The sequence below is a fragment of the Novosphingobium sp. HNCC26DJ243 genome (assembly GCF_057180545.1).
The window spans coordinates 377571-403708 of record NZ_JBXUGN010000002.1 but is presented as its reverse complement, the minus strand read 5'-3'; the positions used below and the strand labels follow the sequence as shown (position 1 = coordinate 403708).

At 64.7% G+C, this 26138-nt stretch carries 27 protein-coding genes and 1 tRNA gene; 16 read left to right on the top strand and 12 right to left on the bottom strand.

Going from position 1 to position 26138, the window contains the following annotated elements; genetic code table 11:
* Window positions 1-151: 151 nt before the first annotated feature.
* From AC2A04_RS09465 to AC2A04_RS09405, 13 genes are all read left to right on the top strand, one after another.
* Window positions 152-2188: a conjugal transfer protein TraG gene (locus AC2A04_RS09465; protein WP_484212074.1), complete on the top strand. Its 2037-nt coding sequence runs from the start codon at window positions 152-154 to the stop codon at window positions 2186-2188.
* A gap of 2 nt (window positions 2189-2190) precedes the next feature.
* Complete coding sequence (locus tag AC2A04_RS09460) at window positions 2191-2607, top strand: CopG family transcriptional regulator (RefSeq protein WP_484212073.1); 417 nt, start codon at window positions 2191-2193, stop codon at window positions 2605-2607.
* Complete coding sequence (trbB, locus tag AC2A04_RS09455; RefSeq protein ID WP_484212072.1) at window positions 2604-3593, top strand: P-type conjugative transfer ATPase TrbB; 990 nt, start codon at window positions 2604-2606, stop codon at window positions 3591-3593. The genes AC2A04_RS09460 and trbB overlap by 4 nt, the downstream gene beginning before the upstream one ends.
* Entirely contained in the window at window positions 3590-3931 is a 342-nt protein-coding gene (locus tag AC2A04_RS09450) for a TrbC/VirB2 family type IV secretion system protein (RefSeq protein ID WP_241659536.1), read from the top strand. Before trbB ends, AC2A04_RS09450 begins: the two co-directional genes overlap by 4 nt.
* Window positions 3928-4200 carry a VirB3 family type IV secretion system protein gene (locus AC2A04_RS09445; RefSeq protein WP_484212071.1) on the top strand — a complete coding sequence of 91 codons (273 nt, stop codon included), beginning with the start codon at window positions 3928-3930 and terminating at the stop codon, window positions 4198-4200. Before AC2A04_RS09450 ends, AC2A04_RS09445 begins: the two co-directional genes overlap by 4 nt.
* The gene (gene trbE, locus AC2A04_RS09440; RefSeq protein WP_484212070.1) at window positions 4194-6632 is read left to right on the top strand and encodes a conjugal transfer protein TrbE; all 2439 of its coding nucleotides are present in this window, start codon (window positions 4194-4196) and stop codon (window positions 6630-6632) included. Before AC2A04_RS09445 ends, trbE begins: the two co-directional genes overlap by 7 nt.
* 4 nt (window positions 6633-6636) lie before the next feature.
* Window positions 6637-7383, top strand: a complete 747-nt coding sequence (gene trbJ, locus AC2A04_RS09435; protein ID WP_484212069.1) for a P-type conjugative transfer protein TrbJ — start codon at window positions 6637-6639, stop codon at window positions 7381-7383.
* 115 nt (window positions 7384-7498) lie between these two features.
* Entirely contained in the window at window positions 7499-8800 is a 1302-nt protein-coding gene (gene trbL, locus AC2A04_RS09430; protein ID WP_484212068.1) for a P-type conjugative transfer protein TrbL, read from the top strand.
* Window positions 8800-9612 (top strand): conjugal transfer protein TrbF, encoded by an 813-nt coding sequence (gene trbF / locus AC2A04_RS09425; RefSeq protein WP_484212067.1) that lies wholly within the window; start codon window positions 8800-8802, stop codon window positions 9610-9612. Before trbL ends, trbF begins: the two co-directional genes overlap by 1 nt.
* Window positions 9609-10541 carry a P-type conjugative transfer protein TrbG gene (gene trbG / locus AC2A04_RS09420; RefSeq protein ID WP_484212066.1) on the top strand — a complete coding sequence of 311 codons (933 nt, stop codon included), beginning with the start codon at window positions 9609-9611 and terminating at the stop codon, window positions 10539-10541. The genes trbF and trbG overlap by 4 nt, the downstream gene beginning before the upstream one ends.
* On the top strand, window positions 10538-11731 hold the full coding sequence (locus AC2A04_RS09415) for a TraB/TrbI/VirB10 family type IV secretion system protein (RefSeq protein ID WP_484212065.1): 1194 nt from the start codon (window positions 10538-10540) through the stop codon (window positions 11729-11731). The genes trbG and AC2A04_RS09415 overlap by 4 nt, the downstream gene beginning before the upstream one ends.
* Before the next feature lie 9 nt (window positions 11732-11740).
* A complete protein-coding gene (locus AC2A04_RS09410) occupies window positions 11741-11971 on the top strand; it encodes a DUF2274 domain-containing protein (protein ID WP_484212064.1) in 231 nt (76 codons plus the stop codon).
* Window positions 11968-12231, top strand: coding sequence for a helix-turn-helix transcriptional regulator (locus AC2A04_RS09405; RefSeq protein ID WP_484212063.1), 264 nt, complete (start codon window positions 11968-11970; stop codon window positions 12229-12231). Before AC2A04_RS09410 ends, AC2A04_RS09405 begins: the two co-directional genes overlap by 4 nt.
* A 24-nt stretch (window positions 12232-12255) precedes the next feature.
* Here AC2A04_RS09405 and AC2A04_RS09400 read toward each other — a convergent pair whose 3' ends face one another.
* From AC2A04_RS09400 to AC2A04_RS09360, 9 genes are all read right to left on the bottom strand, one after another.
* On the bottom strand, window positions 12256-12996 hold the full coding sequence (locus tag AC2A04_RS09400) for a hypothetical protein (protein WP_484212062.1): 741 nt from the start codon (window positions 12994-12996) through the stop codon (window positions 12256-12258).
* 9 nt (window positions 12997-13005) lie between these two features.
* Entirely contained in the window at window positions 13006-14028 is a 1023-nt protein-coding gene (locus tag AC2A04_RS09395) for an RES family NAD+ phosphorylase (protein ID WP_484212061.1), read from the bottom strand.
* 5 nt (window positions 14029-14033) lie between these two features.
* Window positions 14034-14969 carry a sce7725 family protein gene (locus AC2A04_RS09390; RefSeq protein WP_484212060.1) on the bottom strand — a complete coding sequence of 312 codons (936 nt, stop codon included), beginning with the start codon at window positions 14967-14969 and terminating at the stop codon, window positions 14034-14036.
* A gap of 7 nt (window positions 14970-14976) precedes the next feature.
* Window positions 14977-15867, bottom strand: coding sequence for a sce7726 family protein (locus AC2A04_RS09385; RefSeq protein WP_484212059.1), 891 nt, complete (start codon window positions 15865-15867; stop codon window positions 14977-14979).
* Window positions 15868-15980: 113 nt separating this feature from the next.
* Window positions 15981-17360 (bottom strand): tyrosine-type recombinase/integrase, encoded by a 1380-nt coding sequence (locus AC2A04_RS09380; protein WP_484212058.1) that lies wholly within the window; start codon window positions 17358-17360, stop codon window positions 15981-15983.
* A 220-nt stretch (window positions 17361-17580) separates the two neighbouring features.
* Window positions 17581-18552, bottom strand: a complete 972-nt coding sequence (locus tag AC2A04_RS09375; protein ID WP_484212251.1) for a bile acid:sodium symporter family protein — start codon at window positions 18550-18552, stop codon at window positions 17581-17583.
* Between the two features lie 442 nt (window positions 18553-18994).
* Window positions 18995-19465: a LacI family DNA-binding transcriptional regulator gene (locus tag AC2A04_RS09370; protein WP_484212057.1), complete on the bottom strand. Its 471-nt coding sequence runs from the start codon at window positions 19463-19465 to the stop codon at window positions 18995-18997.
* A gap of 24 nt (window positions 19466-19489) precedes the next feature.
* Entirely contained in the window at window positions 19490-20155 is a 666-nt protein-coding gene (locus tag AC2A04_RS09365) for a glycoside hydrolase family 97 C-terminal domain-containing protein (RefSeq protein ID WP_484212056.1), read from the bottom strand.
* Window positions 20156-20533: 378 nt separating this feature from the next.
* Window positions 20534-20610: transfer RNA gene (locus AC2A04_RS09360), tRNA-Arg, on the bottom strand.
* Window positions 20611-20730: 120 nt separating this feature from the next.
* Here AC2A04_RS09360 and AC2A04_RS09355 point away from each other — a divergent pair.
* Window positions 20731-21159 carry a hypothetical protein gene (locus tag AC2A04_RS09355; RefSeq protein ID WP_484212055.1) on the top strand — a complete coding sequence of 143 codons (429 nt, stop codon included), beginning with the start codon at window positions 20731-20733 and terminating at the stop codon, window positions 21157-21159.
* Between the two features lie 16 nt (window positions 21160-21175).
* Here the strand turns inward: AC2A04_RS09355 and AC2A04_RS09350 are convergent, their stop codons facing one another.
* Window positions 21176-21673 (bottom strand): MmcB family DNA repair protein, encoded by a 498-nt coding sequence (locus tag AC2A04_RS09350; RefSeq protein ID WP_484212054.1) that lies wholly within the window; start codon window positions 21671-21673, stop codon window positions 21176-21178.
* Between the two features lie 39 nt (window positions 21674-21712).
* The gene (locus AC2A04_RS09345) at window positions 21713-22288 is read right to left on the bottom strand and encodes a TMEM165/GDT1 family protein (RefSeq protein ID WP_484212250.1); all 576 of its coding nucleotides are present in this window, start codon (window positions 22286-22288) and stop codon (window positions 21713-21715) included.
* 299 nt (window positions 22289-22587) lie between these two features.
* Between AC2A04_RS09345 and AC2A04_RS09340 the strand changes: the two genes are divergently transcribed.
* Window positions 22588-23931, top strand: a complete 1344-nt coding sequence (locus tag AC2A04_RS09340) for an alginate export family protein (RefSeq protein ID WP_484212053.1) — start codon at window positions 22588-22590, stop codon at window positions 23929-23931.
* On the opposite strand, the gene AC2A04_RS09335 is transcribed toward AC2A04_RS09340, so the two are convergent.
* Window positions 23904-24113, bottom strand: a complete 210-nt coding sequence (locus tag AC2A04_RS09335) for a DUF1289 domain-containing protein (protein ID WP_484212052.1) — start codon at window positions 24111-24113, stop codon at window positions 23904-23906. The two genes, AC2A04_RS09340 and AC2A04_RS09335, sit on opposite strands and share 28 nt — an antisense overlap.
* A gap of 313 nt (window positions 24114-24426) precedes the next feature.
* On the opposite strand from AC2A04_RS09335, the gene AC2A04_RS09330 reads away from it, so the two are divergent.
* Window positions 24427-25962 (top strand): DEAD/DEAH box helicase, encoded by a 1536-nt coding sequence (locus AC2A04_RS09330; protein WP_484212051.1) that lies wholly within the window; start codon window positions 24427-24429, stop codon window positions 25960-25962.
* Window positions 25963-26138 lie beyond the last annotated feature (176 nt).

Here is a 26138-nt window from a genome sequence, read left to right as displayed (position 1 = left end):
GGACTTCACTCCCCTTCTGCAGCCGCTGCGACCGGGGGTCCCTAGAAGAGCACCGCGCGGCACCAGACAGGGCCTGACCCTCAGGAGCGAGATCGCGGACTCTATTGGCTGAAGCTCGCAGGGACTGATTCCCACGCGGGCGGAGGCCCGCATGACCCCGACCAAACTGCTTATCGGACAGATCCTTGTCGTGTTCGCCATCGTGTTGGCGGGCGTCTGGTTTGCCACACAGTGGGCTGCGGCAGAACTGGCCTATCAGCCCGAGCTGGGCCGGCCATGGTTCACAGCCTTCGGTCATCCGATCTACCTGCCCTGGGCACTGTTCGGCTGGTGGTTCTCATTCGAGGCCTACGCCCCGAAGCTGTTCGAAGAGGCAGGTGCGATCGCCGCCGCGAGCGGCCTGGCCGGATGCGCCGCCGCAATCTTCGGGTCGCTGTGGCGTGCGCGCCAGCGAAACAACCTCACCACCTACGGTTCGGCGCGCTGGGCCGATGTGAGTGACATTCGCAGGGCCGGGCTGCTCACGGAATCCGGCGTTTTTCTAGGCCGCACGGGTCCCCGCTATCTTCGTCACGATGGTCCCGAGCACATCATGGCGTTCGCGCCGACCCGGAGCGGCAAGGGTGTCGGCCTGGTCGTTCCCACATTGCTTGGCTGGCCAGGATCGGCGGTCATCCACGACATCAAGGGCGAGAACTGGCAGCTGACCGCCGGCTGGCGCCAGCGCTTCTCGCACTGCCTGCTCTTCAATCCCACCGACGCCCGCTCTGCCCGCTACAATCCGCTGCTCGAGGTTCGCCGCGGGACCGATGAGGTGCGCGACGTCCAGAACATCGCCGACATCCTCGTCGATCCCGAAGGCGCGCTCGAACGCCGCAATCACTGGGAGAAGACCAGCCACTCGCTGCTTGTCGGCGCGATCCTCCACATCCTCTACGCCGAGGAGGACAAGACGCTCGCCCGCGTCGCGTCCTTCCTGTCCGACCCGCAACGGCCATTCACCGCCACGCTGCGGCGGATGATGACCACCAATCATCTCGGCACGTCCGACGCGCCGGTCGTTCATCCGGTCGTCGCCTCGGCGGCGCGCGAAGTGCTCAACAAATCCGAGAACGAGCGCTCCGGCGTGCTGTCGACGGCAATGTCGTTCCTGGGCCTGTATCGCGATCCCACCGTCGCGACCGTGACGTCGCGATGCGACTGGCGCATCGCAGATCTGGTCGAGGGCAAGTCACCGGTCTCGCTCTATCTGGTCGTGCCGCCCTCTGACATCAGTCGGACCAAGCCGCTCATTCGCCTCGTGCTCAACCAGATCGGCCGCCGGCTGACCGAGCATCTCCATGCGGAGAACGGCTCCAATGCCGCTGCCCGGCACAAGCTGCTCATGATGCTTGACGAGTTCCCGGCGCTCGGCCGGCTGGATTTCTTCGAGACCAGCCTTGCGTTCCTGGCCGGCTACGGCGTGCGCGCCTTCCTGATCGCGCAGAGCCTCAACCAGATCGAGAAGGCTTATGGCGAACACAACGCCATCCTCGATAATTGCCACGTCCGCGTTGCCTTCGCGACCAATGACGAACGCACGGCAAAGCGCATTTCCGATGCGCTCGGAACCGCGACTGAGCAGCGCGCGATGCGGAACTATGCCGGTCACCGGCTCGCGCCTTGGCTGGCGCATGTCATGGTTAGCCGGCAGGAGACCGCCCGGGCCCTGCTGACGCCCGGCGAGGTGATGCAGCTTCCCGCGACCGACGAGTTGGTCCTCGTCGCCGGCTCGCCGCCGATCCGCGCCACCAAGCTGCGCTATTACGAAGACAGCACGTTCAAGGCTCGTGTGCTGCCGCCGCCTGTGCTCGCGGGCGGCAGCTATTCCGATCGACCCGCTGCGCGCACGGACGATTGGGCTGGCATTGTTCGCGGCATCGATGTTCGCCTCGGCGGTGCCGCCGACGGTGACGGTGGCGATGTGAGTGGCGGTCCCGAGCAGGCCCGCCATCCCGGTCAAGAAATCGATCAGGCGCTGTCACCCGAGCCGATCACGGCTGACCCGCTAGGCCTCGGCGAGGATGACGGCGATCTCGCTGCCGATCAGCGCGCCATGGACCAAGCTCGAGCGCTGGGCGTCGCGCGCGCCGTCTACGCGATCGACGCAGGCGACCATCGGCCCGGCGACCTGCAGCTGGACCTCTGACCATGGTCGAGAAGATTCGCCACCAGCTGTTCCTGCCGAAACCGGTAAGCGACCGCCTTGAGGCCTTGGCCGCCAAGCCGGGCGCATCCAAATCGGCAATCCTGACCGACGCGGTCACCGCCTGGCTCAACCGGCGCGGCGCGTCCGAGCTGGAAGATCGCTTTGGCATCCGGCTCGATCGCCTGACCACCGCGATCGGACGGCTTGAGCGCGACGGGCATGTCCAGCTCGAAACGCTCGCCCTGTTCATCCGCTACGAGCTGGCGATCCAGGCCCCGCTCGCAGAGAATGATCATGCTGGCCGGGCAATCGCCGCCAAGCGGTTCGATGCCTTTATCGCTCAGGTCGGCCGGCAGATCGCCGCTGGACGGCGAACGATCGCCGACGGGTTCGGCGGCGCGGCGGAGTCCGGCCGGTGAGCGCCGGTATCTCCGCGGACCGGCGGCGCGCGATGCTGCGAACGGCGATGGGACCGGCGATCGCCGAAGCCCTCGGCGATGTCCGTGTCATCGAGATCATGGTCAATCCCGACGGGGCGCTGCGCCTTGACCGACTTGGCGAGGGCCGCACCGACACAGGCGTGCGGATGGACGCCACCCAGGTCGAGCGGATCATCCGCCTCGTCGCTTCCCATGCGCGGGCCGAGGTTCACGGTGACGCACCGATCGTTTCTGCCGAACTACCACCGCATATCGAGGGACGCGCCGGTGAGCGGTTCGAAGGAGTGCTGCCGCCCGTATCGACCGCACCCTGCTTCTCGATCCGCAAGCCCGCCGAGCGCCTCTACAGTCTCGATGATTATGTCACCGACGGCATCATGGCGCAGGCCGCTGCCGACCGGCTGAGGGCCTGTGTCACCCAGCGCTACAACATCTTGGTGGCCGGCGGCACCAGCTCGGGGAAGACCACGCTCGCCAACGCGCTCCTCGCCGAAATGGCCTGGGTCGACGAGCGCGTCATCCTGATCGAGGACACGCGCGAGCTGCAGAGTCCCGCCGCCGACACGGTGGCCCTCCGCACGCGACCGGGCGTCGTGACGATGGCCGATCTCGTCCGCTCGACGCTGCGCCTGCGCCCTGACCGCATCATCGTCGGAGAGGTGCGCGGTCCCGAAGCGCTCGACATGCTCAAGGCCTGGAATACGGGCCATCCGGGGGGCATCGCCACCGTCCACGCCAATAGCGCGATCTCAGCGCTCTACCGGATCGAGGGTCTCGTCCAGGAGGCGGTGGTCACGGTCCCGCGCCGGCTGATTGCCGAGGCGATCGACATCATCGTCTTCATCTCCGGACGCGGCCTCCAGCGCCGCATTTCGCAGATCGCGCGCGTCGCCGGGCTCGATGCCGACACCGGCGCCTACGCGCTCGCCGACTTCCTCTTGCCTCTCAACCCCGAAGGAGAATGACCATGCAGCTTGCCAAGATTCCGTCTCGCGGATCGACCTTCCTCGTCGGCGCGGCGATCGGCTTGACCCTCGCCATAGCCCCCGCCGCGCAGGCGGCGGGATCTGGCATGCCGTGGGAGCAACCGCTCCAGCAGGTGCTGGAATCGGTCCAGGGTCCGGTTGCGAAGATCGTCGCAGTCATCGTGATCATCGTCACCGGACTGACGCTCGCGTTCGGCGAGAGCAGTGGCGGCTTCCGGCGCCTCATCCAGATCGTCTTCGGCCTTTCGATCGCCTTCGCGGCGTCGAGCTTCTTCCTCAGCTTCTTCAGCTTTGGCGGCGGGGCGCTGATCGCGTGATCGGCACCGGCCAACATCTCGAAGGGTTCGAGGCTCCCATCCATGGGAGCCTCGGGTCGCCGATCCTGCTCGGGGGCGCACCGCGCGGGCTGGCGATCGTCAACGGCACACTGGCCGCCGCCGTTGGCCTTGGCCTCCAGCAATGGATCGCCGGCCTTGTACTCTGGGCGGTCGGCCACAGCATCGCCGTCTTTGCCGCCCGCCGCGATCCGGATTTCGCGCCTGTGCTAATCCGCCATCTCCGCCAGAAAGGCTATTTCGCGTGCTGAACCTCGCCGAATATCGTCACCGGCCCGACCGGCTGGCGGATCACCTTCCTTGGGCGGCGCTGGTCGCGCCTGGCGTCGTCTTGAACAAGGACGGAAGCTTCCAACGGACGTTACGCTTCCGCGGGCCCGATCTGGAATCGGCGACCGAAGGCGAGCTGATCTCGGCCTGCGCGCGCGCGAACAATGTCCTCAAGCGGTTCGGGACTGGTTGGGCATTGTTCTTCGAGGCCGAGCGCCGCGAAGCGTCTGCTTACCCGGACAGCGGCTTTCCAGACGCCGCGTCCTGGCTGGTCGACCAGGAACGCCGCGCCGCCTTCCTCGGCGAAGGCGAGCACTATGAGAGCCGCTACCATTTGACGCTGACCTGGCTGCCCACGCCCGATAGCGCCGAGGCGGCCGGCCGGTCGCTGGTCGAGCGACCCGATGCCGACAAGGGCCGCGACTGGCATGGCGCACTGTCCAGCTTCATCGCCGAAAGCGATCGCGCCCTGGATCTCTTCGCGAGCTTCATGCCCGAGGTCCGCGCCCTCGATGACTCCGAGACGCTGACCTTCCTGCACAGCACGATCTCCAATCGCCCGCATCATGTCGCGGTCCCCGAGACGCCGGTCTATCTTGACGCGCTGCTCGTCGACACGCCGCTGACCGGCGGCCTGGAGCCGCGGCTCGGCGGAACCCACCTTCGCACCCTGACCGTGCTCGGCTTCCCAAGCATCAGCCGGCCGGGGATCCTCGATGCGCTCAACCATCAAGACTTCGGCTATCGGTGGGTCACGCGCTTTCTCGCGCTCGACAAGAGCGACGCCACCAAAGCGCTGACCAAGCTACGTCGGCAGTGGTTCAACAAGCGCAAGTCGATCACCGCGCTCCTGCGCGAGGTCATGTACAACCAGCCATCGCAGCTGCTCGACACCGACGCCGACAACAAGGTGGTCGATGCCGACCTCGCGCTTCAGGTCCTGGGCGGCGACCATGTCGCGTTCGGCCACCTGACCACGACAATCACGGTCAGCGATAGCGATCGCGCCGGCGTCGAAGACAAGGTCAGGCGGGTCGAGCGGATCGTCAACGGGTTCGGCTTCACGACGATACGAGAAGGCGTCAATGCCGTCGAGGCATGGCTGTCGTCGCTACCTGGCCAGGCCTACGCGAACGTCCGGCAGCCGCTGGTTCACACGCTGAATCTCGCGCATCTCATGCCGCTGTCGTCGGTCTGGGCCGGCCCTGTCCGCAACGCCCACCTCGACGGTCCACCGTTGCTCCATGCCAGCACAGCAGGATCGACGCCGTTCCGCCTATCGACGCACGTCGGCGACGTCGGGCACATGCTGGTGGTCGGACCGACGGGCGCCGGCAAATCGGTGTTGCTCGCGTTGATTGCACTTCAGTTCCGGCGCTACGCGGGCTCTCAGGTCTATATCTTCGACAAGGGGTTTTCCGCACGGGCGGCCGTACTTGCCATGGGCGGCGCACACCATGCGCTCGGACTCGGTGCCGATGCGGGTGAGACGCTGGCGTTCCAGCCTTTGCGCAGGATCGATGACGCCACCGAGCGAAGCTGGGCGGCGGAATGGATCGCGGCACTGCTCGCCCACGAGAAGGTCCTCGTCACGCCCGAAGTGAAGGATGCCGTCTGGTCGGCGCTCGGCAGCCTCGCGTCTGCGCCGCCGGAGGAACGCACCCTCACCGGGCTGACTCTGCTCCTCCAATCCAATGCGCTCCGCACCGCGCTCGGCGCCTACACGCTGGACGGCCCCTATGGACGGCTGCTCGACGCGGCCGAGCAGCATCTCGCCTTCGCTGATGTGCAGTGCTTCGAAACTGAAGCGCTGATGGGCCAGGCCGGCGTCGTGGCGCCCGTGCTGACCTATCTCTTCCACCGATTGGAAGAACGGTTCGATGGCCGGCCGACCCTGCTGGTCCTCGACGAGGCCTGGATATTTCTCGACCACCCGTTGTTTGCGGCGCGCATCCGCGAATGGCTGAAGGTGCTGCGCAAGAAGAACGTCGCGGTTTTGTTCGCGACCCAGAGCCTCGCAGACATCTCGTCGAGCAGCATCGCGCCGGCCATCATCGAGAGCTGCCCACAGCGCATCCTGCTGCCCAATGATCGCGCGATCGAGCCGCAGAGTCGCGAGGCCTATGAGCGGTTCGGCTTGAACGATCGCCAGATCGAGCTGGTCAGCCGCGCCACACCGAAGCGGCAATATTACCTGCAGTCGGCGCGCGGCAACCGGCTGTTCGAACTCGGTCTCGGCCCGATCGCGCTCGCCCTGTGCGGCGCGTCCGACCCCGTCACGCAATCGCGGATCGACGCGATGATCGCCGACGATGGCCTCTCGGACTTCGCGGCCCGCTTCCTCACATCGGCCGGGCTCGACTGGGCCGCCGACTTGCTCGCCGATTTTCCCGCCCCCCAAGCAAAGGAGTAATGTGATGCGTTTCCCCACCCGCAAATATCTGATCGCGAGCGCCCTTGGCCTCGGGACAGCAGGCTCGCTCGCTATGGGCCTCGCTATGACGAGTACGCCTGCCCACGCCCAGCTGACCGTGTTCGACCCGAGCAACTACAGCCAGAACATCCTGACGGCGGCCCGGACACTCACCCAGATCAACAACCAGATCCAGTCGCTGCAGAACCAGGCGCGAAGCCTGCTCAACCAGGCGAAGAACCTGACGACGATCGATTTCCCCGAGCTGCAGGCGCTCACCCAGACGCTGCAGCAGGTCGACCGCCTGATGGGGCAAGCCCAGGGCATCCGCCTCCAGGTCTCCGGCCTCGACCAGCAATTCCACCAACTCTTCCCGCAAAGCTTCGGCCAGGCATTGCGGATGAACGATCAGGTCGTTGCCGCGCGCTCTCGCCTCGACACCGCAATGTCCGCTTACAAGCACACGATGACTGTGCAGGCGCAGGTCGCCGAAAACGTCGCATCGGACGCCCAGACACTCTCGGCGCTTGTGGCGAAGAGCCAGGGTGCTGAAGGTTCGCTGCAGGCGCAGCAGGCCACCAATCAGTTGCTCGCCCTCAGCGCCAAGCAGCAGTTTCAGATCCAGAACATGATGGCTGCTCAATATCGCGCCGAGACGATCGAGCGTGCCCGCCAGGCGCAGGCACAGATCGACGCGCAAGCAGCAACCAAGAAGTTCCTCGGTTCCGGCACCGCCTACACGCCCCAGTAGGCGCGCCGGAAGGCCGCGACGGTCCGCCTCCCGTCGTCGTCCGCCGCAGGGCGGGGCTTCGCTCCCCCGGCTTCGCCCTGCGGCCTTTTTCACCTCGCTGAGGAAACCGACAGCCGTGAACGATCTCAATGTCATCGACCGCTTCATGCAGGCGTTCATCACTTATATCGACGCCGGCTTCGGATTGCTCGGCGGCGACGTCCACTTCCTGACCGTGACGTTGATCGGCATCGACATCACGCTGGCCGGCCTCTTTTGGGCAATGGGCGGCGACGACAACGTGATCGGCCGCTTCCTCAAGAAGATCCTCTACATCGGCGCGTTCGCGTTCATCCTGAACAGCTTCTCGACCCTTGCCGACATCATCTTCCGCTCGTTCGCGCAGGCCGGGTTGACCGCAGGTGGCGGCGGCATGTCTGCGGCCGATCTGCTCAAGCCCGGGCGGCTTGCGGGCACGGGGTTCTCAGCGGCCTGGCCACTCTTGCAGCAGGTATCCGAACTGACGGGGTTCACGACCTTCTTCGACAGTTTTCTCACCATCGCCGTTCTGTTGTTCGCCTGGGCGATCGTCATCATCACCTTCTTCATCCTCGCGGTGCAGATGTTCGTCACGATCATCGAGTTCAAGCTGACCTCGCTGGCGGGCTTCATCCTCGTGCCATTTGCGCTTTGGAATCGAACCAGCTTCCTGGCCGAACGCGTGCTCGGCAACGTGGTCTCGTCAGGCATCAAGGTGATGGTGCTCGCCGTCATCGTCGGGATCGGCTCAAATTTCTTCACCGAGTTCACGACGGCGCTACAGGGCCAGGAGCCGGACATCGGACAGGCGCTGAGTCTGATGCTCGCCAGCCTCACCATGTTCGGTCTCGGCATTTTCGGTCCGAGCATTGCCTCGGGACTAGTCGCAGGCGCGCCGCAACTCGGTGCCGGTGCCGCGCTCGGCACGACTGTGGGCGCTGCCGGTATCACGATGCTTGCGGGTGGCGCCGCCGTTGGGGGGGCGCGTGCTCTCGGCGGTGCGGCACTCGGCGCAGTCCGGGCCGGTACGTCGATGGGATCGGCAGCTTCGACGGCCTACACGCTGGGCAAGGAAACCGCGTCGTCACCGACGATGGCGGCAGGACTTAGCGGTGTGGCGCGCGCCGCCGGCAATGCCGCTCGCGAGCGTGCATCCAGCGCGCTCGGCCTGGGCGAAGCCGCTTCGCAAGGTCGGGCCGTGGCCTGGAATGCCCTTAACCGCAATGACCGGGCCGAAGCAGCAGCATCCTCCGACGCCGACGGCACCCCGGCCTGGGCACGCGCTATGCGAGGCCAGCAGACCGCCCGACATCACCGCCAGATCGCGCTGCATGCCGTGCAGCAAGGCGATCGCGGCGGCGCTTCCGCCACCCCCGATATCAAGGAAAGGGACGACTGATGATCTTCAAACGCGCCGTCCAGCGTTACGGACAAACCCCGGAGCCGACGACACCGTACCAGCGTGCCGGGCAGGTCTGGGATGAACGGATCGGTTCCTCTCGCGTCCAAGCGCGCAACTGGCGCCTGATAGCGTTCGGATGCCTTGCTCTCTCTGGCGGTCTCTCGTCGGGTCTTGTCTGGCAATCAGTCCAGAGCCGGATCACGCCTTATGTCGTTGAGGTCGATCGGCTGGGCGAAGCGCGCGCCGTCTCGGAAGCAGAGGCGGGCTACCACCCTACTGATCCGCAGATCGCCTGGCACCTGTCGCGCTTCATAGCGAACGTCCGCGGCCGATCGCTCGATCCGGTGCTGGTTCGCCAGGACTGGCTCGAAGCCTATGATTTCACCACCAAGCGCGGCTCCCAATTTCTCGGCGACTACGCTCGAGCCGCCAACCCCTTTGCAAATATCGGCGAGCGGACGGTGTCGGTTCAGGTGACGAGCGTGGTGCGCGCATCTGATCGATCCTTCCAGGTCAAATGGACCGAGACCGCATATGAGCGCGGCGCGCAGGCAGGGACGCAGCGTTGGACGGCGATCCTGACCGTCGTGATGCGGGCACCTACCGATGCGGACACGCTCCGAAAGAACCCGCTTGGCGTCTACGTTGATGCGGTCGATTGGAGCCGGGAACTCGATCCCCCTGCGCAGTCGCGTCCCACACCGCCGCCGGCTGCCCCACCGCCTGTGCCCGCAGGCTTGCCGCTCGGCTCTCCCCTCGATCCCAATCTCGCTGCTCCGACGCAGCCCGCCCAGGAGTCACGCCCATGAAGTTCGTTCTTGCAGTATCCGCCCTCGCGATCATGGCTACGTCTACGCAGGCCCAGACCATGACGCCTCAACCGGCGCCCGAGCCCGTCGCGGTTGCCAAGCCGTCACCCGTGCCGAGGCAGCCAAGTCGCCGAACGATCGCACGAAAGCGGGTCAACCCTGTCGTGGTGCGGGTCGCGGCTGCCAATCGTGCAGCGACGCTCGAGCCACAGACACAGGGTTTTGTGAATGCCGTTCAGATATTCCCGTTCAGCGACGGCGCAATCTACCAAGTCTATACAGCACCCGGCGTCGTAACCGACATCACCCTGCAGGCCGGTGAAAATCTCGTGGCGGTGGCGGCCGGCGATACGGTTCGCTGGGTCATCGGCGACACGACCAGTGGAACCGGCACCGACAAGCGCACACATATCCTGGTGAAGCCGTTCACCTCGGGCCTCGCGACGAACCTTGTCGTGACGACCGATCGGCGAAGCTACCACCTTCAACTGACCGCCACCTCGCGAACCGCGATGGCCGCGTTGTCGTGGACGTATCCGGCCGATCAGCTCATTGCCTTGAGGCGGGCTGCCGAACAGGTCGCCGCTGCCGCGCCAGTTTCTGAAGGGCTGGCAGTCGACAGTCTTCATTTCAACTATGCGATCAGCGGCGATGCGCCTGTATGGCGACCGCTGCGCGCGTTCGATGACGGCCGGCAGACATTTGTCGAATTTCCCGTCACCATCGTCGTCGGCGAGGCGCCGCCGCTGTTCGTCGTCGGGCCGACCGGCGAGGTCGAACTGGTCAACTATCGGGTCCGCGGCCGATACTATGTCGTCGATCAAATCTTTGACGCGGCCGAACTCAGGCTCGGCACGAAGAAGCAGCAGGTTGTCCGGATCGCGCGCGTTGCTGACGGCAATGCCTCGCGAAAGGGGAAGCGCTCGTGAGCGATGCAGCCCTCCCTCCCGCAGCGAAGGTCGATCCCGAAACGTTGGCAATCCGAACGAAGCCGGCGCGCGCGATACGCTTCCGCCGCGGAGTTATCATCGCCGTTGCGGCTCTCGGTTCCGTAAGCCTGGTCGTCGTCGCTTGGATCGCATTGAAACCTCGCGTTTTTAACGCTGTCGCAGATCGTCAGGAATTATCGGAGCCGAGCAATCGTCCATCGGCCGATGCTCTGAACGGCTTGCCCGCAACCTATGGCGATACCCCGAAGCTTGGCCCACCGCTGCCCGGTGACCTTGGCAGGCCGATCCTTGAAAGCCAGCGCCGCATGGCAATGGAAACCGGCGTCGGCAATGATCCGTCGGGTCAGTCGGAGGCGCAAGAAAGGGAACGGCGGCTGTCGGAATTGAGGGCCGCCCGCCAATCCGGGGTGTTGGTGCAAGGCCGCACCGCCACGTCGCCGCCAACCACAGTCGATGCAGCAGCAACGCCGGCGGTCCCAGCGCCGGAGGCATCGGGACCGACGCTTGGTCCGGATCGGGACCCCAACGCTCAGGGGCGGAAGTCCCAATTTGTCGGCGCGCTCGATCGCTCCGGCGACATCAATCCGCACACACTAACGGCAGCACCGTCGCCCTACCTGCTTTCAGCGGGGAGCGTCATCTCGGCAAGCCTGATCACCGGCCTACGCTCCGACCTGCCGGGGCTGGTGACGGCCCAAGTCACCAGCCAGGTGTTCGACAGCCCAACCGGGCGCATCTTGCTCATTCCGCAGGGATCACGGCTGATCGGCAGTTACGATAGCGTCGTGGCATTTGGCCAGAAGCGCGCTTTGATCGTGTGGCAGCGGATCATGCTTCCCGACGGCAGCTCGCTCAGGATTGATAACGTGCCGGCGACCGACGCGTCCGGTTATGCCGGCCTGCAGGACAAGGTCGATTTCCACACATGGGCGCTCCTCAAGGGCGTCGCACTTTCGACGTTGCTCGGCGTCGGCTCACAGCTGACCGTCACGGGCGAGAGCGATCTCGTTCAGGCAATCCGGGAATCGACGCAGCAAAACGTGTCTCGCGCGGGCGATCAGCTCACATCCCGCAACCTCAATATCCAGCCGACGATCACGATCCGGCCCGGCGCAACCGTGCGCCTGGTCGTCCACAAGGACCTCATTCTCGCGCCTTGGCGCGGATAGGAGCAGGGCATGCCAGAATTGAAGCTTGCGAAGCTGCCGGACAGAACCCCGATTAAGCTGGCGATTACCGTCACGCCCGATTTGCACCAGATGCTTCAACAGTATGCTGCGCTTTACGCCGAAGCCTATGGTCGTGAGGAACCGGTGGCGGAGCTTATCCCCGCGATGCTCGCTACATTTCTTGACGGTGATCGCGGATTTGCAAAAGCGCGCGAAGAAGCTCGGCGAGGTTCACGATGAGCAGGGACGATCAGGCTCGACCGTCTGCGCCGAACGGTTTCCTGTCCAACGATCAGGCTGCCGGCTTTCTCAATCTGTCCCCCCGCACCTTGGAGAAGCTCCGAGTGGTAGGCGGCGGACCGACCTTTTCAAAACTGGGCCGCCGGGTCGTTTACGCGCTGGAGGATTTGCAATCCTGGGTCGCGGCAAAACGTCGCGCCTCCACCTCCGATACGAGGTATGTGGACGCGCGAGATAGCGTGACTAGGGCGCGCAAATAACAGTTGCGGGAGATTGAAGGCGGCTCAGAGGGTGCCGAGGAATTGAAGCCAGCTGCTCAAGGTGTCCGCGATCGTCACGACGAGAGCGTGGAGCGAAGCGTTCTGGCTGATGACTTCCTTTGCGACCAAGCCAGCGGCGCCCGTGGCCGTACCCTTCACCACCAAGACCGCGACCGTCTTCATCCAGCCGCCGATTGTCGTCGCAAGTTCGCGAAGGCGACCTTCGGCGCGATGAACCGTCTCAGGGCTCGCGGTCTCCGCAGCATTTGGCTTGGCAAGTTCGCCGCGGATGTGGCCTATGCTCGCGCGTGCGCCATCGATCTGATCGTGCGGAATATCGAGACGAAACTGTGCCGGCGCTCGATTGTGACCAATCATTGGGGATCGGTCGCGCAGCGTGGCAAGAAGCTGGTCTAGCTCATCGAGCTGGGCAGGGAGCGCGGCTAGCCGCAAGGCGAGCGGTGGTTCTCCCCCCGGTTGGTCGGGGAAATCCTGTAAGCCGAAGTCGATATTCTCGAGCAGCTCATGGCCGTTCGCATGGGTCTCACGCATATTCTCAGCTCCGACCGGATACTCCCACAGCTCCCAGGATATGGTGCCAAGCGCGGGATGGTCGATTTCGGCGGAATAGCCGATCTCGGTTCCCATCTGCCGCTCATCCGCTGCGAACTCTGCCCATTCCAGTTCGTCAGCGGAGATCGTGACAATCTCGCCGGTCGTTGCATGCCGGAACCGGGCTATGCCGCGAGAGTAAATGGCCGTCATGTGCCGTGCTTATGCCGCCGCCACGTCGACCCAGACCTTCGTCACGTTGAACAGTGACACCGCGCCGCCCGTCGCCTGCTCGGGATCGAAAAGCGCAAGATTGATGCCGTCGCTAACCGAGCTGCGATAGACGACGCCGTCGAAGCCGCTCTTCTTGATGAACTCGCAAAGATACTGGCTCGGAATATAGTCGATCGCCGCGCCGGCCGGCTGCACCGGCCGCGTCAGTTCTTCGCCCAGGCGTTCCAGAAACGGCAGGTCGGCGCGAAGCTGCCCGATCTCGCTCGCGTCGGTGAGAATGAACGGCGAGACCAGCTTGCGCGGGTTGCGCAGATCGACGGCGTTGATCTCGGGGATGGTGAAGTCGGCGACGCAGGCGACCTCGCCGGTATGCGGTCTGATTTCGGCCGCCGCCGTGTTGGGAAGCGACCCCAGATAGAGATAGGGGATGCCAGCGGGATTGGCCCGGCCATGGGACGAGCGCCGCTTGGGTGGTGCGCCCATCTTGTCGATCGGAAAAATCTCGTCCTCGGTGCGAATGCGCGCGCGATACCATTGCCGGGGTAATGGCGGCGCCAGCAGCATGTCGAGCAACTGGCGGAGCCGATCAAGGTCGATGCCGACATCCAGAAACCAGCGATTGGCATACATCATCTCGTCGCGCAGCTTGTCCCACTGCGCGAGGCCTTCGCTGATATAGCTCGCCGATGGCGCGAAGGTGCGTCGGACGATCTCGCCGTCGTCGAGAATCTCGCCGAGAAGTTCCTTGGCGTGGGCGATGTCCATCCGCGGGTGGCTGAAGAGTTGCCAGTCGTCCTTCATCCATTCGACGAGTGATTTTCCGTCCTCGCTCGGCTCGTAGACATTGACCAGCAACTCGAAATAGTTGGCAAGCTTGCCCGGCTCGACAAGCTGGCTGTCAGCGGTCCCGCAGAAATCGCACGTCCCATGGCCGGGGTCGAGTGACGGGAAGAGCTGATCGCGCAGGCCGCGATCGTCGAAGCATTCCGGGCAGCAGAAACGCTGTGCCATGGGGCTCAGCCAAGATAGTTGGAGAGCGTCTCGATGTGATGCTTCATCGAGAGCTTTTTGATATAGCCGAGACCCGGGAAATGGCCCTTGGCGTGGAGGTCGCGAAACTCCTTGATCGCCTCGGTCTCGAGAATGTGGGAGGTGCCGCTGTTGAGCTTGGCAATAAGCTTCGCCAGCGCCTGGGCGAACTTGCCGGCGGGATCCGTCGGCGTGTCCTTCGTGTCCGAGACGAAGTGATAGATGTACATCACGTCGTCATTGTCAGGGTCGATGAAGGTCAGGTGGATCGCGACCGCATAGGCCGGGCCGCCGCCCTCGCTGTAGACATCGCCGACGATGAGGAAGTCACCGAAGCCGGCCATTCCGAGGTCGTTATAGGTAACATGGAGGTCGGAGAACTCCTCCATCGCCGGATAGTCAGCATTGCGCTGGCGCTTAAAGCCGTCGCGTACTAGAATGCGCGTGCTCTGGTCGAAATGCTTCCGGTAGAGCAGCTTTGCGTGGTCTTCGACGAAGACATTGGTGAGACCCGCCATGCTGTCTTCCAGCTCGGCCGCCAGCGCCTTAGGCACGGTGAAGCCGGCGTGGACCAGCACCGGATGATGATCGGCATGGTGATTGTAGCAGGCCATCACTTCGTCGACCGTCATGTCGCTGCGCAGCAGGATGCCAGCAGCGATATTGTCGGTGCCGATGAAGCCTTCCTGCAGCAGGCTGGTGATGCTGGTGCCGTCTTCCTGATGGTCGCCATGATAGGGGTTCACGATCACGATCGCCCGCCCGCCGGCGGCACAGACCGCGCTCAAGGTCTTTTTGAGGCCACCGAGCGCCTCGCGCACCGGCTCGATAACCGGCACGAAGTTTTTCTCGGCGAGCAGCGGCGCCATCTCGCGGATCGTGATCAGCTCGAACTGCTTCCCGCGGAAATAGGGATGATACATGCGCCAGTCAGCTCCAGGCCATGGCCGATTTCAGCGGCGTTGCGACAGCTTCGACCAGTCGCGGATGATCGGCGCGGCGCACGGATACCGACAGCGCTGCGGCCTGGAGGGATTCTGGTAGGCGATCGACGAGGTCGCCGAGCGGCGCGAGATCGCGCGTTCGCTTAAGCGTCCGCACCATCTCGACATGGAGCTCCGCCGGCTTCAGCATCGCAAAGAGGTTGCGCATTGCGGCGTGCCGCTGCGTGTTCGGCACGAGCGGAACGGTCACGCCCATCGCCTTGAGGATTGCTGCGGCCTCGGCCGTGCGCAGCGATTCAAAGACGGTCACAGGGCAGATGCGCCCCGGGCAGTCGATGGCTTCGCGGACCGTCGAGATGCGATAGCGCTTGGAGAGGCACATTACCCCGACATCGTCCGGGACTGTCGCCAGCACGCCCTCGACGTGGCTCTCACTCGCGATCACGTTCACCTTTGCGAACACGCGCTTGTAGTTCTCGACCTGGTTGGCGAGCCGCGCGAGCGAATCCCGCTCCGACTTGATTTCATAGACAGTCGCCGTGCCGTTCAGGATGACGAGGTCCGCCTTGCAGCTGCCGGCTCGAAACTCGTTGAGCATCGAGGCCGTGCGAAGGGAGTGCGTTCCCATCAGCACTTTGTGGCTGATCGCCGCGCGGTAGATATATTCGTCGCGGTGCCCGGCGACTTTCAGAATGTCGAACGCCGAGTCGAACGTATCTCCGACAGTCGCGCGCGGGTCGGCGCGCTCCATCAGATCGGTCTGCTCGACGAGCCGGCGGAACAGACTGGACCGGCCCTTCTTCGCCATTTCACGGAAAACGGTGGCGGAGAACAGGCGCATTAAAGCAGACAGTTGCGCTGCGCTGTAGATGTTCATTCCCCCGCCCGGGCCGCACATCGCACCGTGCGGCGGCGCTTCTCTTAGCGGAGAATGCTCCGAGACGGAATCGCGGAAATTGCCGGATCGGAATGAAGAGGCTGATGAGAGCGTCATGCGGTCACACTCTTGGTTGGACTGCGCCGCGGCTGCACGGCCGGCCGTCCTAGCGCAACGGCGATCTTGGATGACGCGCGTTCCGCTGCCCGCTTGGCGGGGGCAAGCTGAACATGGGCATATATTGCGGTAGAGCGTGGGTTGCGATGCCCGAGGATCGCGCCAGTCATCGCGAGCGCCTGCCCCGCCGATGTCGAGGTCGAGCCCATGGTGTGACGCAGGGTATGCGGGGTCACATCGTGCAGCCCCGAAAGCTTCTTCACCTTTGGCCAGATGCCCTTGGTGCCGTGAAAGAAGGACTCACCTGAGGTCGACGGAAAGACGAACTCAGAATCGTCGGTTTGCGTGACGCCGCGCAGTATCTCGACTGCCGCCCGGCCGAGTGGTCGCACAGAGCGCCCCGTCTTGCTGTCCTCGAACATCAGGAAGCCCCGGTCGAGATCAACCTCGCGCCATTTGAGCCCTGCAATCTCATTGCGCCGGCAGCCGGTCAGCGCCCACAAGCGGGCGATGGCTATCGCTTTGGGATTCGTGCCCTCGGCCTCAAGCTGGTCGAATGCCTCACCCAGCCTCTTTACCTCTTCCAACGTCAAGAAGCGCTCGCGCTGGTTATCGGTCTTGCGGACGGCGGCTTTGTCCACCGGATTACGATCGGTCAGCTCAAGTCGCATTGCGAAGCTGTACATGGCCGATAGGTCACGGATCGCCTTGCGCGCGGCGCCTTCGCCACCGCGTACAATGATGCGCTGACGGTGCCCGATCTTCTCGTCGCGCGCCGTTTTGCCGCTGGCAACATCGCTCGCGAACTGCTCGACGTCCGCGATGCTCACGTCGCCGATCCGCTTGCGACCAAGCAGCGGCACGATGTGATGGTCGACGCGTGCGAGCGTGTACTTTTTCGTGAGCGGTTTCATCGGTTGCCCGATCTTCTTGCCGCGCTGGATCACGCAGCCGCGCTTTTCGTACAGATCGCGCAGTTGAGAGATCAGCATCTCGCCGCGCTTGGCGATCCGTTTCTCACCGGGGTCCTGGCCGTTAGCAACTGCGCCGAGAACGGTTTTGGCGCTCTTGCGGGCCTGGTCGATCGTCAGCGCACCAAAGCGACCAAGTGTATAGGTGCGCCGCTTCGCGGTACGCCCACCACCATCAGCGCGATAGCGCACTATGAATGATTTCACGCCGCTCGGCATGATGCGCAGCCCGAAGCCGGCGATTTCGGCGTCCCAGAGCTCATACTGCTCTTCGCGCCTCTCCGCCCGCTCGCAAAGATCGCGTGTCAATTTCACCGTTGAACGCTGACCCACTTGCTTCACTCCGAGTGGACCCGTATCGATGCCGGGACCACCACGGGTCCACCAACAGGTCGATTGGGTCATTTTCGAGCGAAGTGTATCACACGTAGAATCGTAATAAAACAGCTACTTGTCATACTCTGGCGTAGCTGGGTGAACCCCGTAAAAGCATCAGCCTAGATTTGCCAAGGTTGGGGTCGAGGGTTCGAATCCCTTCGCCCGCTCCAGTTTCCACAATGGTCACCATGACATATCCGGGCGCAGCGCTTCCCCTCGGGGGAGCCCCACGCATGACGCCTGGTGGTTAGGTGTTGACCTCGTCCGCGGCGGCGGCAAGCTTCGGGGCGATCAGGGCACAGGCGATCAGCTGCAACTGGTGGAACACCATCACCGGCAGCAACACGATGCCCACCTGTGCTGGCGGAAACAGCACGCCGGCCATCGGCACGCCCGAGGCGAGGCTCTTCTTCGATCCGCAGAACAGCAGCACCACCGCATCCTCGCGCGAGAGTCCCATCGCGCGGCCGAGCGCCCAGGTCAGGCCCATGACGATCCCCAGCAGGACCAGGCACAGCGCTGCCAACACCAGCAGGCTGGCGGGCGCGATGCGCTGCCACAGCCCTTCGACAACGGCCGCTCCGAAGGCTGCGTAGACCACCAGCAGGATCGTGCCCCGGTCCACGCGTCCCAGCCACGCCTTGTTGCGCGACACGAAATCGCCGATCCACGGCCGCAATAGATGTCCCGTCACGAACGGCAGCAGCAATTGCAGCACGATCGTCTCGGCCGAGGCCCACGAGAACCCGCCGGTCGATCCGCCCATCAGCAGCGCGACCAGTGCCGGCGTAATGAAAATGCCGATCAGGTTCGAGAACGACGCCGCACAGACCGCCGCCGCAACGTTGCCGCGCGCGATCGCGGTGAAGGCGATCGAGGACTGCACCGTGGAAGGCAGAAGGGTCAGGAACAGCAGCCCTGCGGCAAACTCCGGCGGGAGGAACGCAATGCGGCCGAAGCCTGCGCCAAGCAGCGGAAACAGCGCAAAGGTCACCGCCAGCGTTGCCAGATGCAGCCGCCAGTTGCGCGCGCCTGCCATGATCGCCTCGCGCGAGAGCTTGGCCCCATGCAGGAAGAACAGCAGCACGATGCCCGCATCGGCCATCCGGTCTACCGCCGGCGCCCAGCCCCCGCGCGCAGGCAGCACGCTGGCCAGCACGACCGTTCCGATCAGGGCCAGCACGAACGGATCGAGCAGCGCGACGATGCGCCGGATCATGCGACGCCTCTCGGCACGGGTGAACGGCGCAGTCGACTTGGCAGAAGCAGGATCATTCCGCCTCATCGCCGGAATTCTCCCTGATGCCAAGACCGGAGGGACAACAGCACCGATGGCGCAAGTTTCAGGTGGACGGGCGCGCGTCCGCGCGCTTGCATTGCCCATAGCGCGATGGACGCCTTTTCCGGGCAACTTCGGAAGAGGAGGTTACATCTCATGACATCGCAGATCCGCACGATTGCGGCGCAGATTGCTCTGTCGCTGGGCACAGGCGGCAAGGCTCAGGAACGACCGGTCGTCAATTCCGCCATTGCGATCGCCTAAATGCGGTTCCAGCGGACACTTCCGGATGGGCAGAAAGCATGATCCGACGGAGAGACGCGGCGCACCCTGCAAGGACACAGTAACCGGCGCGCCGCGGGACAGTGCCGCCAGACCCGCTTCAGATTTGCCTGCAGAGACTGTCGCCCGGTGTTTTTGACAAGGTCACGCGGTAGCACGCCGATCCGCTGCCCGCTTGCCCCACGCTCACCGTCACAAATGTTTTCTTCCTGCCTTCCTGACCTGCTTCATCGCCAGTTGCCTGGACGTCGTCGATGGCCAGCTCGATGCCGGTGCCACACTTGAGCGCAAGATCGATGACGGATTTTGCAAGGCGAGCAAGGAACGGGTCGATGCCGTCCTCGTCGGAAACCGGCCCCTCGCCTGATCCCGTCCCCAGACGCAGGCCCTTTGCAACGGCGTTGATCGAGAAGCCATGCGTTCGGGCTATTTCGGCGATGCGATGCCGGGTTTCCGGACGTACGCCAAGCTTGCCAGCCAACGAACGCGATACAGTAGAAGGTGCGACGCCAGCAAGCCGCGCCACGTCGACGATGGTTCTGACGGGTTGAAGCAGCGCGTCATCATCCATGGGCGTTACTCTTGCAATTGGCGATCAGAGTGCGCGGAAGCGGATGGCCTGACCCCCGCCTGAAGCGAGTAACAGAGTCAGGACACTCCGCGCCGTCACCACCTTGCGGCTTATGGACACGCGTTCCGGCGCGCCCTTCCAGTCGGCGCCCGGTCCATCGGCATAGATCGTCGCCTCGTAGCGCTTTCCCGGTTCGAGAAAGTCGAGCGGCACGGTCAGCTTGCGTGCGCTCAGGCGGACCGAGACAGGCGTTGCGTCCTCGGTGATCATGTTGGACATGCCGGCAAGGCTGAGCGCCTTTGGCACCATCGCGCCAAGGAACGCACCCAGGCCGATGAATACGGTCTGGAGAGCAAAGCCTTTGCCGTGCTGGTGCTCGGGCAAGCTATCGCCAATTAGTGCGCGATAGGGCGCGTTAAGGGCATTCATCGCGATCTCGAGCAGCCAGACCATCGCGATCGCCCAAGCCAGGCTCGGCGCATAGGCAATGGCCGCCAGCGCAGCGGTTGCGATCGCTCCCGCCCCGAGCATCCACGGCCGACGACGACCGAACCGGGTCCAGGTCAGGTCGCTCAGCCGCCCCACCACGGGCTGGACCAGCAGCCCGGATACAGGCCCGGCAAGCCACAGCAGCGCGAGGTCGTCAACGCCAGCGCCCGAACCCCTGATAAACACGGCTGAGACTGGCACTCTCGATCCCGAACGTGATCTGGAGACCAAGATACCCCACGCTCAGGCTCATCAGCCGGTTCTGCCCAAGCGTCGGCAATTCCCGCTTCAATGCCTCTTCCCCCGTGGCTGTATTGATCTCAGCGTGGTGCGATAGCTTGCTTGCCTGCAACAACCCAGTTTCGGAGCAACCGCGTGTCACTTGAGCCGTATGGCCTCGATGATTGATGATGCAACTTTGCAAAGACCGGTCCGGCCAATCGGCCCACCGACCCGCAGGACAATAACTGCACAACCTTCGAACGAAGGTTCACCGCCCGCCCGCGCCAATCCCATCAAGACACCCGAGAGGTCGGGCCTGGCGTCTCGGTACCTGAACGTGTCATTCTTGTTCGGAAGTGGCGCACCCGACAGGATTCGAACCTGTGACCCCTGCCTTCGGAGGGCAGTACTCTATCCAGCTGAGCTACGGGTGCCTGAGCCGGAGAGGCACCTAGCAGTGGCTGTCGCGCCATGCCAGCAATTTTGTGCTGCCGAAGACGTGAGCGCATGCACTTAGCAATTTGGTAGGCTGCGGGGCGTTATGGCTCCGACTCATGCAACCACCTCTCTCATCCGGTCGTGATTCGCCGCTGATGCCGCCGCCGCCGTCCATGCCCGGTGCGGGGCGTGCCGAGTTTGGTCATGCCGCAGGCAATGCGCTTTCGATGACATGGTCGGCGCTGCACGATGCGGCCAATGTCGTGTGCACGCTGGCCGGGCTTCAGCCCGAGATGCGCAAGCCCGAAGTGCGCAACTTTCCCGCGATCATGCGCGATACCGGCGGCTGGCGTTACGAAGTCGCCAAGCAGGGCGTGGACGACCTGACATCGTTCATGGAGCCGGGAATCGCGGCACTGCTCGCGGTATCGGCAAGGGGCCTTTCGCCCAAGCCGGCCGCACTTGCATTGTGGCAGGAATTCGTGACGGCAAGGGGCGCGCTGCTCGCGCTCATTCCTCCGCTCGGCATCAAGCGTCGCGCCTGAAGGCGGCTTCGAGGCCTCAGCCTGCGCCGCCCCAGGTGGCGCAATGCGGATCGATGCCCACCAGTTGCCGCCGCAGCGATGCGCGCGCCAGCCGCTCGACCTCGGCCTTCCGCCGCGCCGCGGCGAGCGGGATCGTCGGCGCAGGACGCAGTATCTCGGCGTCATAGCCGTCGGCCACGATCACGCCGCAGGCATGGGGCAGGAAATCCTCGGTCTCCAGCACGGCGCGGTCAAGATGTGGAGCAAGGCCCCAGTAGAACCGGTCGCAATGATCGAGGTAGTCGGTCCACTTGGCATCGCCGAGCAGATCGGCGCGGCTGACCTTGATCTCGACGATCACCACCTGCCCCTTGGCATCTATGCCCATCAGATCGGCGCGGCGGTTGGAGCGCAGGGGCATTTCGGCCATGCACCAGATGTCGTTGCGCGCAAAGAGGCGGCAGATCCCCCGTGCGACGGCGCGGGATTCACGTTCGACTGCGGCATCGATCACGGCATGCGCTGATTCGGTCATGCCCCGCAGATTAGGAACAAATGCCGAACAGGTAAAGGGTCACCAGATGCCCAGCGTCTGGATGAACAACCACACGCCCGTTGCCACCAGCAGCGCAGCCGCGATCATGCGCACCACGTCAAGCGGCACGCGCTTGATCAGTTCCTGCCCGAGGAACACCGCCGGTACGTTGGCGATCATCATGCCGAGCGTCGTGCCTGCGGTAACCGCGATCGCATCGTTGAACCGCGCGCCCAGCGCGATCGTGGCGATCTGCGTCTTGTCTCCCATCTCTACGATGAAAAAGGCCACCAGCGTGGTCAGGAACGGGCCATAGCGCGAAGGCCTTGGTGCATCGTCGTCATCGAGCTTGTCGGGCACCAGCGTCCACAGGCCCATGGCGACGAAGCCGATCGCCACGGCGAAACGGAACCACATGCCATCAAGGAACGACGCGGCGGTTGCGCCCAGAAGCGCAGCGAGGAAATGATTGGCGAGCGTAGCGAACAGGATGCCAAGCACGATCGGCATCGGCTTCCTGAACCGCGTCGCCAGCACGATCGCAAGCAATTGCGTCTTGTCGCCGATCTCTGCGAGCGCGACGATCGCTGTGGAAGTTGTCAGGGCTTCGAGCATGATCATGTCTCCGGGGCCGGACGGGATGCAGGCCAACGACGGCAAGCTCTCCCGCCCGGCCCGGACGAAAAGCTGCCGTCATTGGTCTCGCCCGGTGGGACCGCATGTCCCGCCGCCTGCGCCATGGCCTCTCGGCCAAGCATGTTGACGCACCATCCTGCGATGGGTGGGACCGCCCTGCAGCGGTGGCTACTCCCCAAGTGACGTGGAGGTTGCGTTAGACGGGTCTGGCCAATGCTGCAAGTGCGAGCTAGGCAGAGCGGGCATCACCCGACAACGGACATGCAACGGAGTCCATCGTGAAGAGCAAAGTATTGGCTGCCGCGCTGTGCGGCATCGTCTCATCACCTGCCTGTGCGGCAGACAAGGCCGCGGCCCCGTTCACCATTGCCGCGTCGGCCCGTCTCCGGGTGGAATCGATAGACGGGCAGTTCCGCCCCAACGCCGCCGCCAACGACACGATGGTCTCCCTGCGCACCGCCGTCGAGGCCGAGTATGACGCGGGCAAGGTCCGGTTCGGGGCAGAGGTCATCGATGCGCGCGCCTGGGGGCAGGACCGCAAGTCCTCGGCGGGCACGAGCGAGATCAACGCGGTCGAATTGGTGCAGGCCAACGTCAAGGTCGAGTTGGGCAGCGCCGCGTCGGGCGGCAAGGGCATGCTCACGCTGGGGCGTTTCACGCTCGACCTTGCCGGACGCCGCCTGGTTTCGCGCCAGCGCTTCCGCAGCACGACCAATGCCTTCACCGGCGCACACCTGGGCTGGACCGCGAGCGGCGGCCAGAAGTTCGACGTGCTCTGGGCCATGCCCCACATCCGCCTGCCCGAGGACGCTGCCGGCATACGTTCCGACAGGATCGAATGGGATCAGGAGAGCACCGACCTGATGTTTTTCGGCGCGCAAGGCACGCTGCCGCGCGTTCTGGGCGGCGTGGCCCAGCCTTATGCCTATGGGCTGGTAGAGCGCGACAGCCCCGATCGCCTGACCCGCAATCGCCGACTGGGGACGGTCGGCCTCCGGCTGTTCCGCGCGCCAGCTGCGGGCAAATGGGATCACGACGTCGAAGGCGCCTACCAGTTCGGCAAGGTCCGTCGGACGGCCGCTGTCGCCGACATTGCCGACCTCGGTGTTTCGGCCTGGTTCACCCACGCCGAACTCGGCCGGACAATCGCCGCGCCATGGAAGCCGCGCTTTGTTGCAATGTTCGATGCGGCCAGCGGCGATGGCGGCAAGGCGGGCAAGTTCAGCCGCTTCGATACGCTTTATGGTGCGCGGCGGTTCGAATTCGGTCCCAACGGACTCTACGGCCCGTTCAGCCGCGCGAACATCATCTCGCCATCGCTGCGGCTCGAGGTCGCCCCGTCAAAGCGCACAGACGCCTTTGTGGCGTTGCGCAGCGCCTGGGCGCAGACCGTGCGCGACAGCTTTGCCTCCACCGGCGTGCGCGATGCGACCGGTGCCTCCTCACGCCTCGCCGGGCATCAGATCGAGGCACGCCTGCGCCACTGGATCCTGCCCGGACGGCTGCAGATCGACACTGGCGGCGCGGTTCTGTTGAAGCGCGGATTGCTGCGTGATGCTCCGGGCGCGCCTGCGACCGGCAACACGCGATACGGCTATGTCGATCTGCTGCTGACGCTCTGACGTTGCGCGATTGCCCGCAGAATCGCGTGCTTCTCGGCAATGCTGGCCCGCGGCCAGGCTGCTATCTCGTCAAGGGAACGGGCGCAGCCGCGGCAGAGATCGGTTGCCGGATCGATGATACAGATGCGGTTGCACGGACTGGGCGGCTCGGGCTCGCGCGATGAAGGACCTGGCGGCGACATAGCCTCTGCATAGGCATGCCATTTGCGCGCGCAACTGCCGCTTCCGCGAATTTCCTTGCCTTTCGCTCACTTCGCACCTATGTGCGCTGCAGCAAGACCGGCGGCGGGTACCGCTGCAATCCGGGTGCTGGCGTGAGATTCCGCTTCAATCGCAGGAATCCGCCCCGGACGAACGGTCATTGCCCCGCCCGCTTCCCCTTTCACGCATGGGTCGCACGATCGACCCCGCTCGCCGGTTTTCCGGCGCTGCGCCCAGCGAACCTATATCGCGCGTCGGCTGCATGGCCGATGGGCTTCCATGAAAGCATTCTGCATGTCATTTTTCTCTGATCTCGGCCTTGCCGAACCCATCCTGCGCGCGCTCGAAGCCAAGGGCTATTCCGATCCCACGCCGATCCAGCAGCAGGCGATCCCCGCCCTGCTCGAAGGCCGCGACCTGCTCGGCATCGCGCAGACCGGCACCGGCAAGACCGCCGCTTTTGCGCTGCCTTCGCTGCACCGCCTTGCCGCCAATCCGGTCGATCGCAAGCCGGCTTCGTGCCGCATGCTGATCCTTTCGCCGACGCGTGAACTCGCCGCCCAGATCGCCGACAACATCGAGGGCTATGCCAAGTACCTCAAGATTTCGGTCGCCTGCGTGTTTGGCGGCGTGCCGATCGGCAAGCAGGCCCGTCGCCTCGTTCCCGGCATCGATATTCTCGTTGCCACTCCCGGCCGCCTGCTCGACCTGATCGACCAGCGCGCACTGACGCTCGGCCGCACCGAGATCTTCGTACTCGACGAAGCCGACCAGATGATGGACCTCGGCTTCATCCATGCGCTCAAGCGCGTGGCCAACCTCCTGCCCAAGACCCGCCAGAGCCTGTTCTTCTCGGCGACGATGCCCAAGGCGATCGAGGACCTCGGCAAGCAGTTCATCGTCAATCCGGTGCGCGTCGAAGTCGCCCCGAACTCGACCACGGCCGAGCGCGTCGAACAATACGTGACCTTCATCAACCAGGCCGAGAAGCAGGCGCTGCTCACGCTGCGCATCCGCACGCTGCTGGCTTCGAAGGAGCTTGACCGCGCGCTGGTGTTCACCCGGACCAAGCACGGTGCCGACCGCGTCGTGCGCCATCTCACTTCGGCCGGGATCGATGCGCGCGCCATCCACGGCAACAAGAGCCAGGCCCAGCGCACCGCCGCTCTTGAAGCATTCCGTCAGGGTTCGTGCCCGGTACTCGTCGCGACTGACATCGCCGCGCGCGGCATCGACGTTTCGGGCGTGTCCCACGTCTTCAACTTCGAACTGCCCAACGTGCCCGAGCAGTACGTCCACCGCATCGGCCGCACCGCGCGCGCCGGCGCCGATGGCATCGCGATCAGCTTCTGTGCGCCTGATGAGAAGCCCTACCTCAAGGACATCGAAAAGCTGACCCGCATCAAGGTCGATACGATGGCCCTACCCGAGAACTTCATGGCCGAAGCCGCCAAGCTTCCCGCCCCCAGCCGCAAGCCGGCCGAGGAAGAACGCGATGCCCGCCACGACGCCCGCGCCCAGCGTGGCAACGGCGGTCGCGGTGGCAATGGCGAGAAGCGCGGTGGCCAGGGTCGCAATGGCGGCCACAGCCACGGTGGCCGTGCACAAGGCCGTGACGGTCGTCCGCGCGACGCCAGTCCGCACCAGACGAGCCCGCGCCCCGATCGCCGTGACGGCGAACGCGGCCCGGTCCGCAATCCCGTGAACGGCGAGCGCCGCGAAGGCGACGCAGCCGGTGCGGAGCGCGACGGCAACAAGCCCCGCACCTTCCGCCCCCGCGGCGCTCCCGGCGTCGGCGCCCACAAGAACAAGGTTCGCCGCGCAAGCTGAGCCAGTGAGGCAGCCTGCCCCACGGCAGGCCAGCCTCTGATGGCAGCGGCCCTGCCCCAAGGCAGGCCACCCTCTGACTGTTCAGCCCTGCCCCAAGGCAGGCCACCCTCTGACTGTTCAGCCCTGCCCCAAGGCAGGGCTGTCCCTTCCCCGCAAAGCTTGGCATAGCGCGTGGC

Coding starts and splice junctions, on each gene's coding strand:
- AC2A04_RS09465 (WP_484212074.1), top strand. CDS start 152: ATGACCCCGACCAAACTGCTTATCGGACAGATCCTTGTCGTGTTCGCC.
- AC2A04_RS09460 (WP_484212073.1), top strand. CDS start 2,191: ATGGTCGAGAAGATTCGCCACCAGCTGTTCCTGCCGAAACCGGTAAGC.
- AC2A04_RS09450 (WP_241659536.1), top strand. CDS start 3,590: ATGACCATGCAGCTTGCCAAGATTCCGTCTCGCGGATCGACCTTCCTC.
- trbJ (WP_484212069.1), top strand. CDS start 6,637: ATGCGTTTCCCCACCCGCAAATATCTGATCGCGAGCGCCCTTGGCCTC.
- trbF (WP_484212067.1), top strand. CDS start 8,800: ATGATCTTCAAACGCGCCGTCCAGCGTTACGGACAAACCCCGGAGCCG.
- trbG (WP_484212066.1), top strand. CDS start 9,609: ATGAAGTTCGTTCTTGCAGTATCCGCCCTCGCGATCATGGCTACGTCT.
- AC2A04_RS09410 (WP_484212064.1), top strand. CDS start 11,741: ATGCCAGAATTGAAGCTTGCGAAGCTGCCGGACAGAACCCCGATTAAG.
- AC2A04_RS09405 (WP_484212063.1), top strand. CDS start 11,968: ATGAGCAGGGACGATCAGGCTCGACCGTCTGCGCCGAACGGTTTCCTG.
- AC2A04_RS09400 (WP_484212062.1), bottom strand. CDS start 12,996: ATGACGGCCATTTACTCTCGCGGCATAGCCCGGTTCCGGCATGCAACG.
- AC2A04_RS09395 (WP_484212061.1), bottom strand. CDS start 14,028: ATGGCACAGCGTTTCTGCTGCCCGGAATGCTTCGACGATCGCGGCCTG.
- AC2A04_RS09390 (WP_484212060.1), bottom strand. CDS start 14,969: ATGTATCATCCCTATTTCCGCGGGAAGCAGTTCGAGCTGATCACGATC.
- AC2A04_RS09385 (WP_484212059.1), bottom strand. CDS start 15,867: ATGAACATCTACAGCGCAGCGCAACTGTCTGCTTTAATGCGCCTGTTC.
- AC2A04_RS09380 (WP_484212058.1), bottom strand. CDS start 17,360: ATGACCCAATCGACCTGTTGGTGGACCCGTGGTGGTCCCGGCATCGAT.
- AC2A04_RS09375 (WP_484212251.1), bottom strand. CDS start 18,552: ATGATCCGGCGCATCGTCGCGCTGCTCGATCCGTTCGTGCTGGCCCTG.
- AC2A04_RS09370 (WP_484212057.1), bottom strand. CDS start 19,465: ATGGATGATGACGCGCTGCTTCAACCCGTCAGAACCATCGTCGACGTG.
- AC2A04_RS09355 (WP_484212055.1), top strand. CDS start 20,731: ATGCAACCACCTCTCTCATCCGGTCGTGATTCGCCGCTGATGCCGCCG.
- AC2A04_RS09350 (WP_484212054.1), bottom strand. CDS start 21,673: ATGACCGAATCAGCGCATGCCGTGATCGATGCCGCAGTCGAACGTGAA.
- AC2A04_RS09345 (WP_484212250.1), bottom strand. CDS start 22,288: ATGCTCGAAGCCCTGACAACTTCCACAGCGATCGTCGCGCTCGCAGAG.
- AC2A04_RS09335 (WP_484212052.1), bottom strand. CDS start 24,113: ATGTCGCCGCCAGGTCCTTCATCGCGCGAGCCCGAGCCGCCCAGTCCG.
- AC2A04_RS09330 (WP_484212051.1), top strand. CDS start 24,427: ATGTCATTTTTCTCTGATCTCGGCCTTGCCGAACCCATCCTGCGCGCG.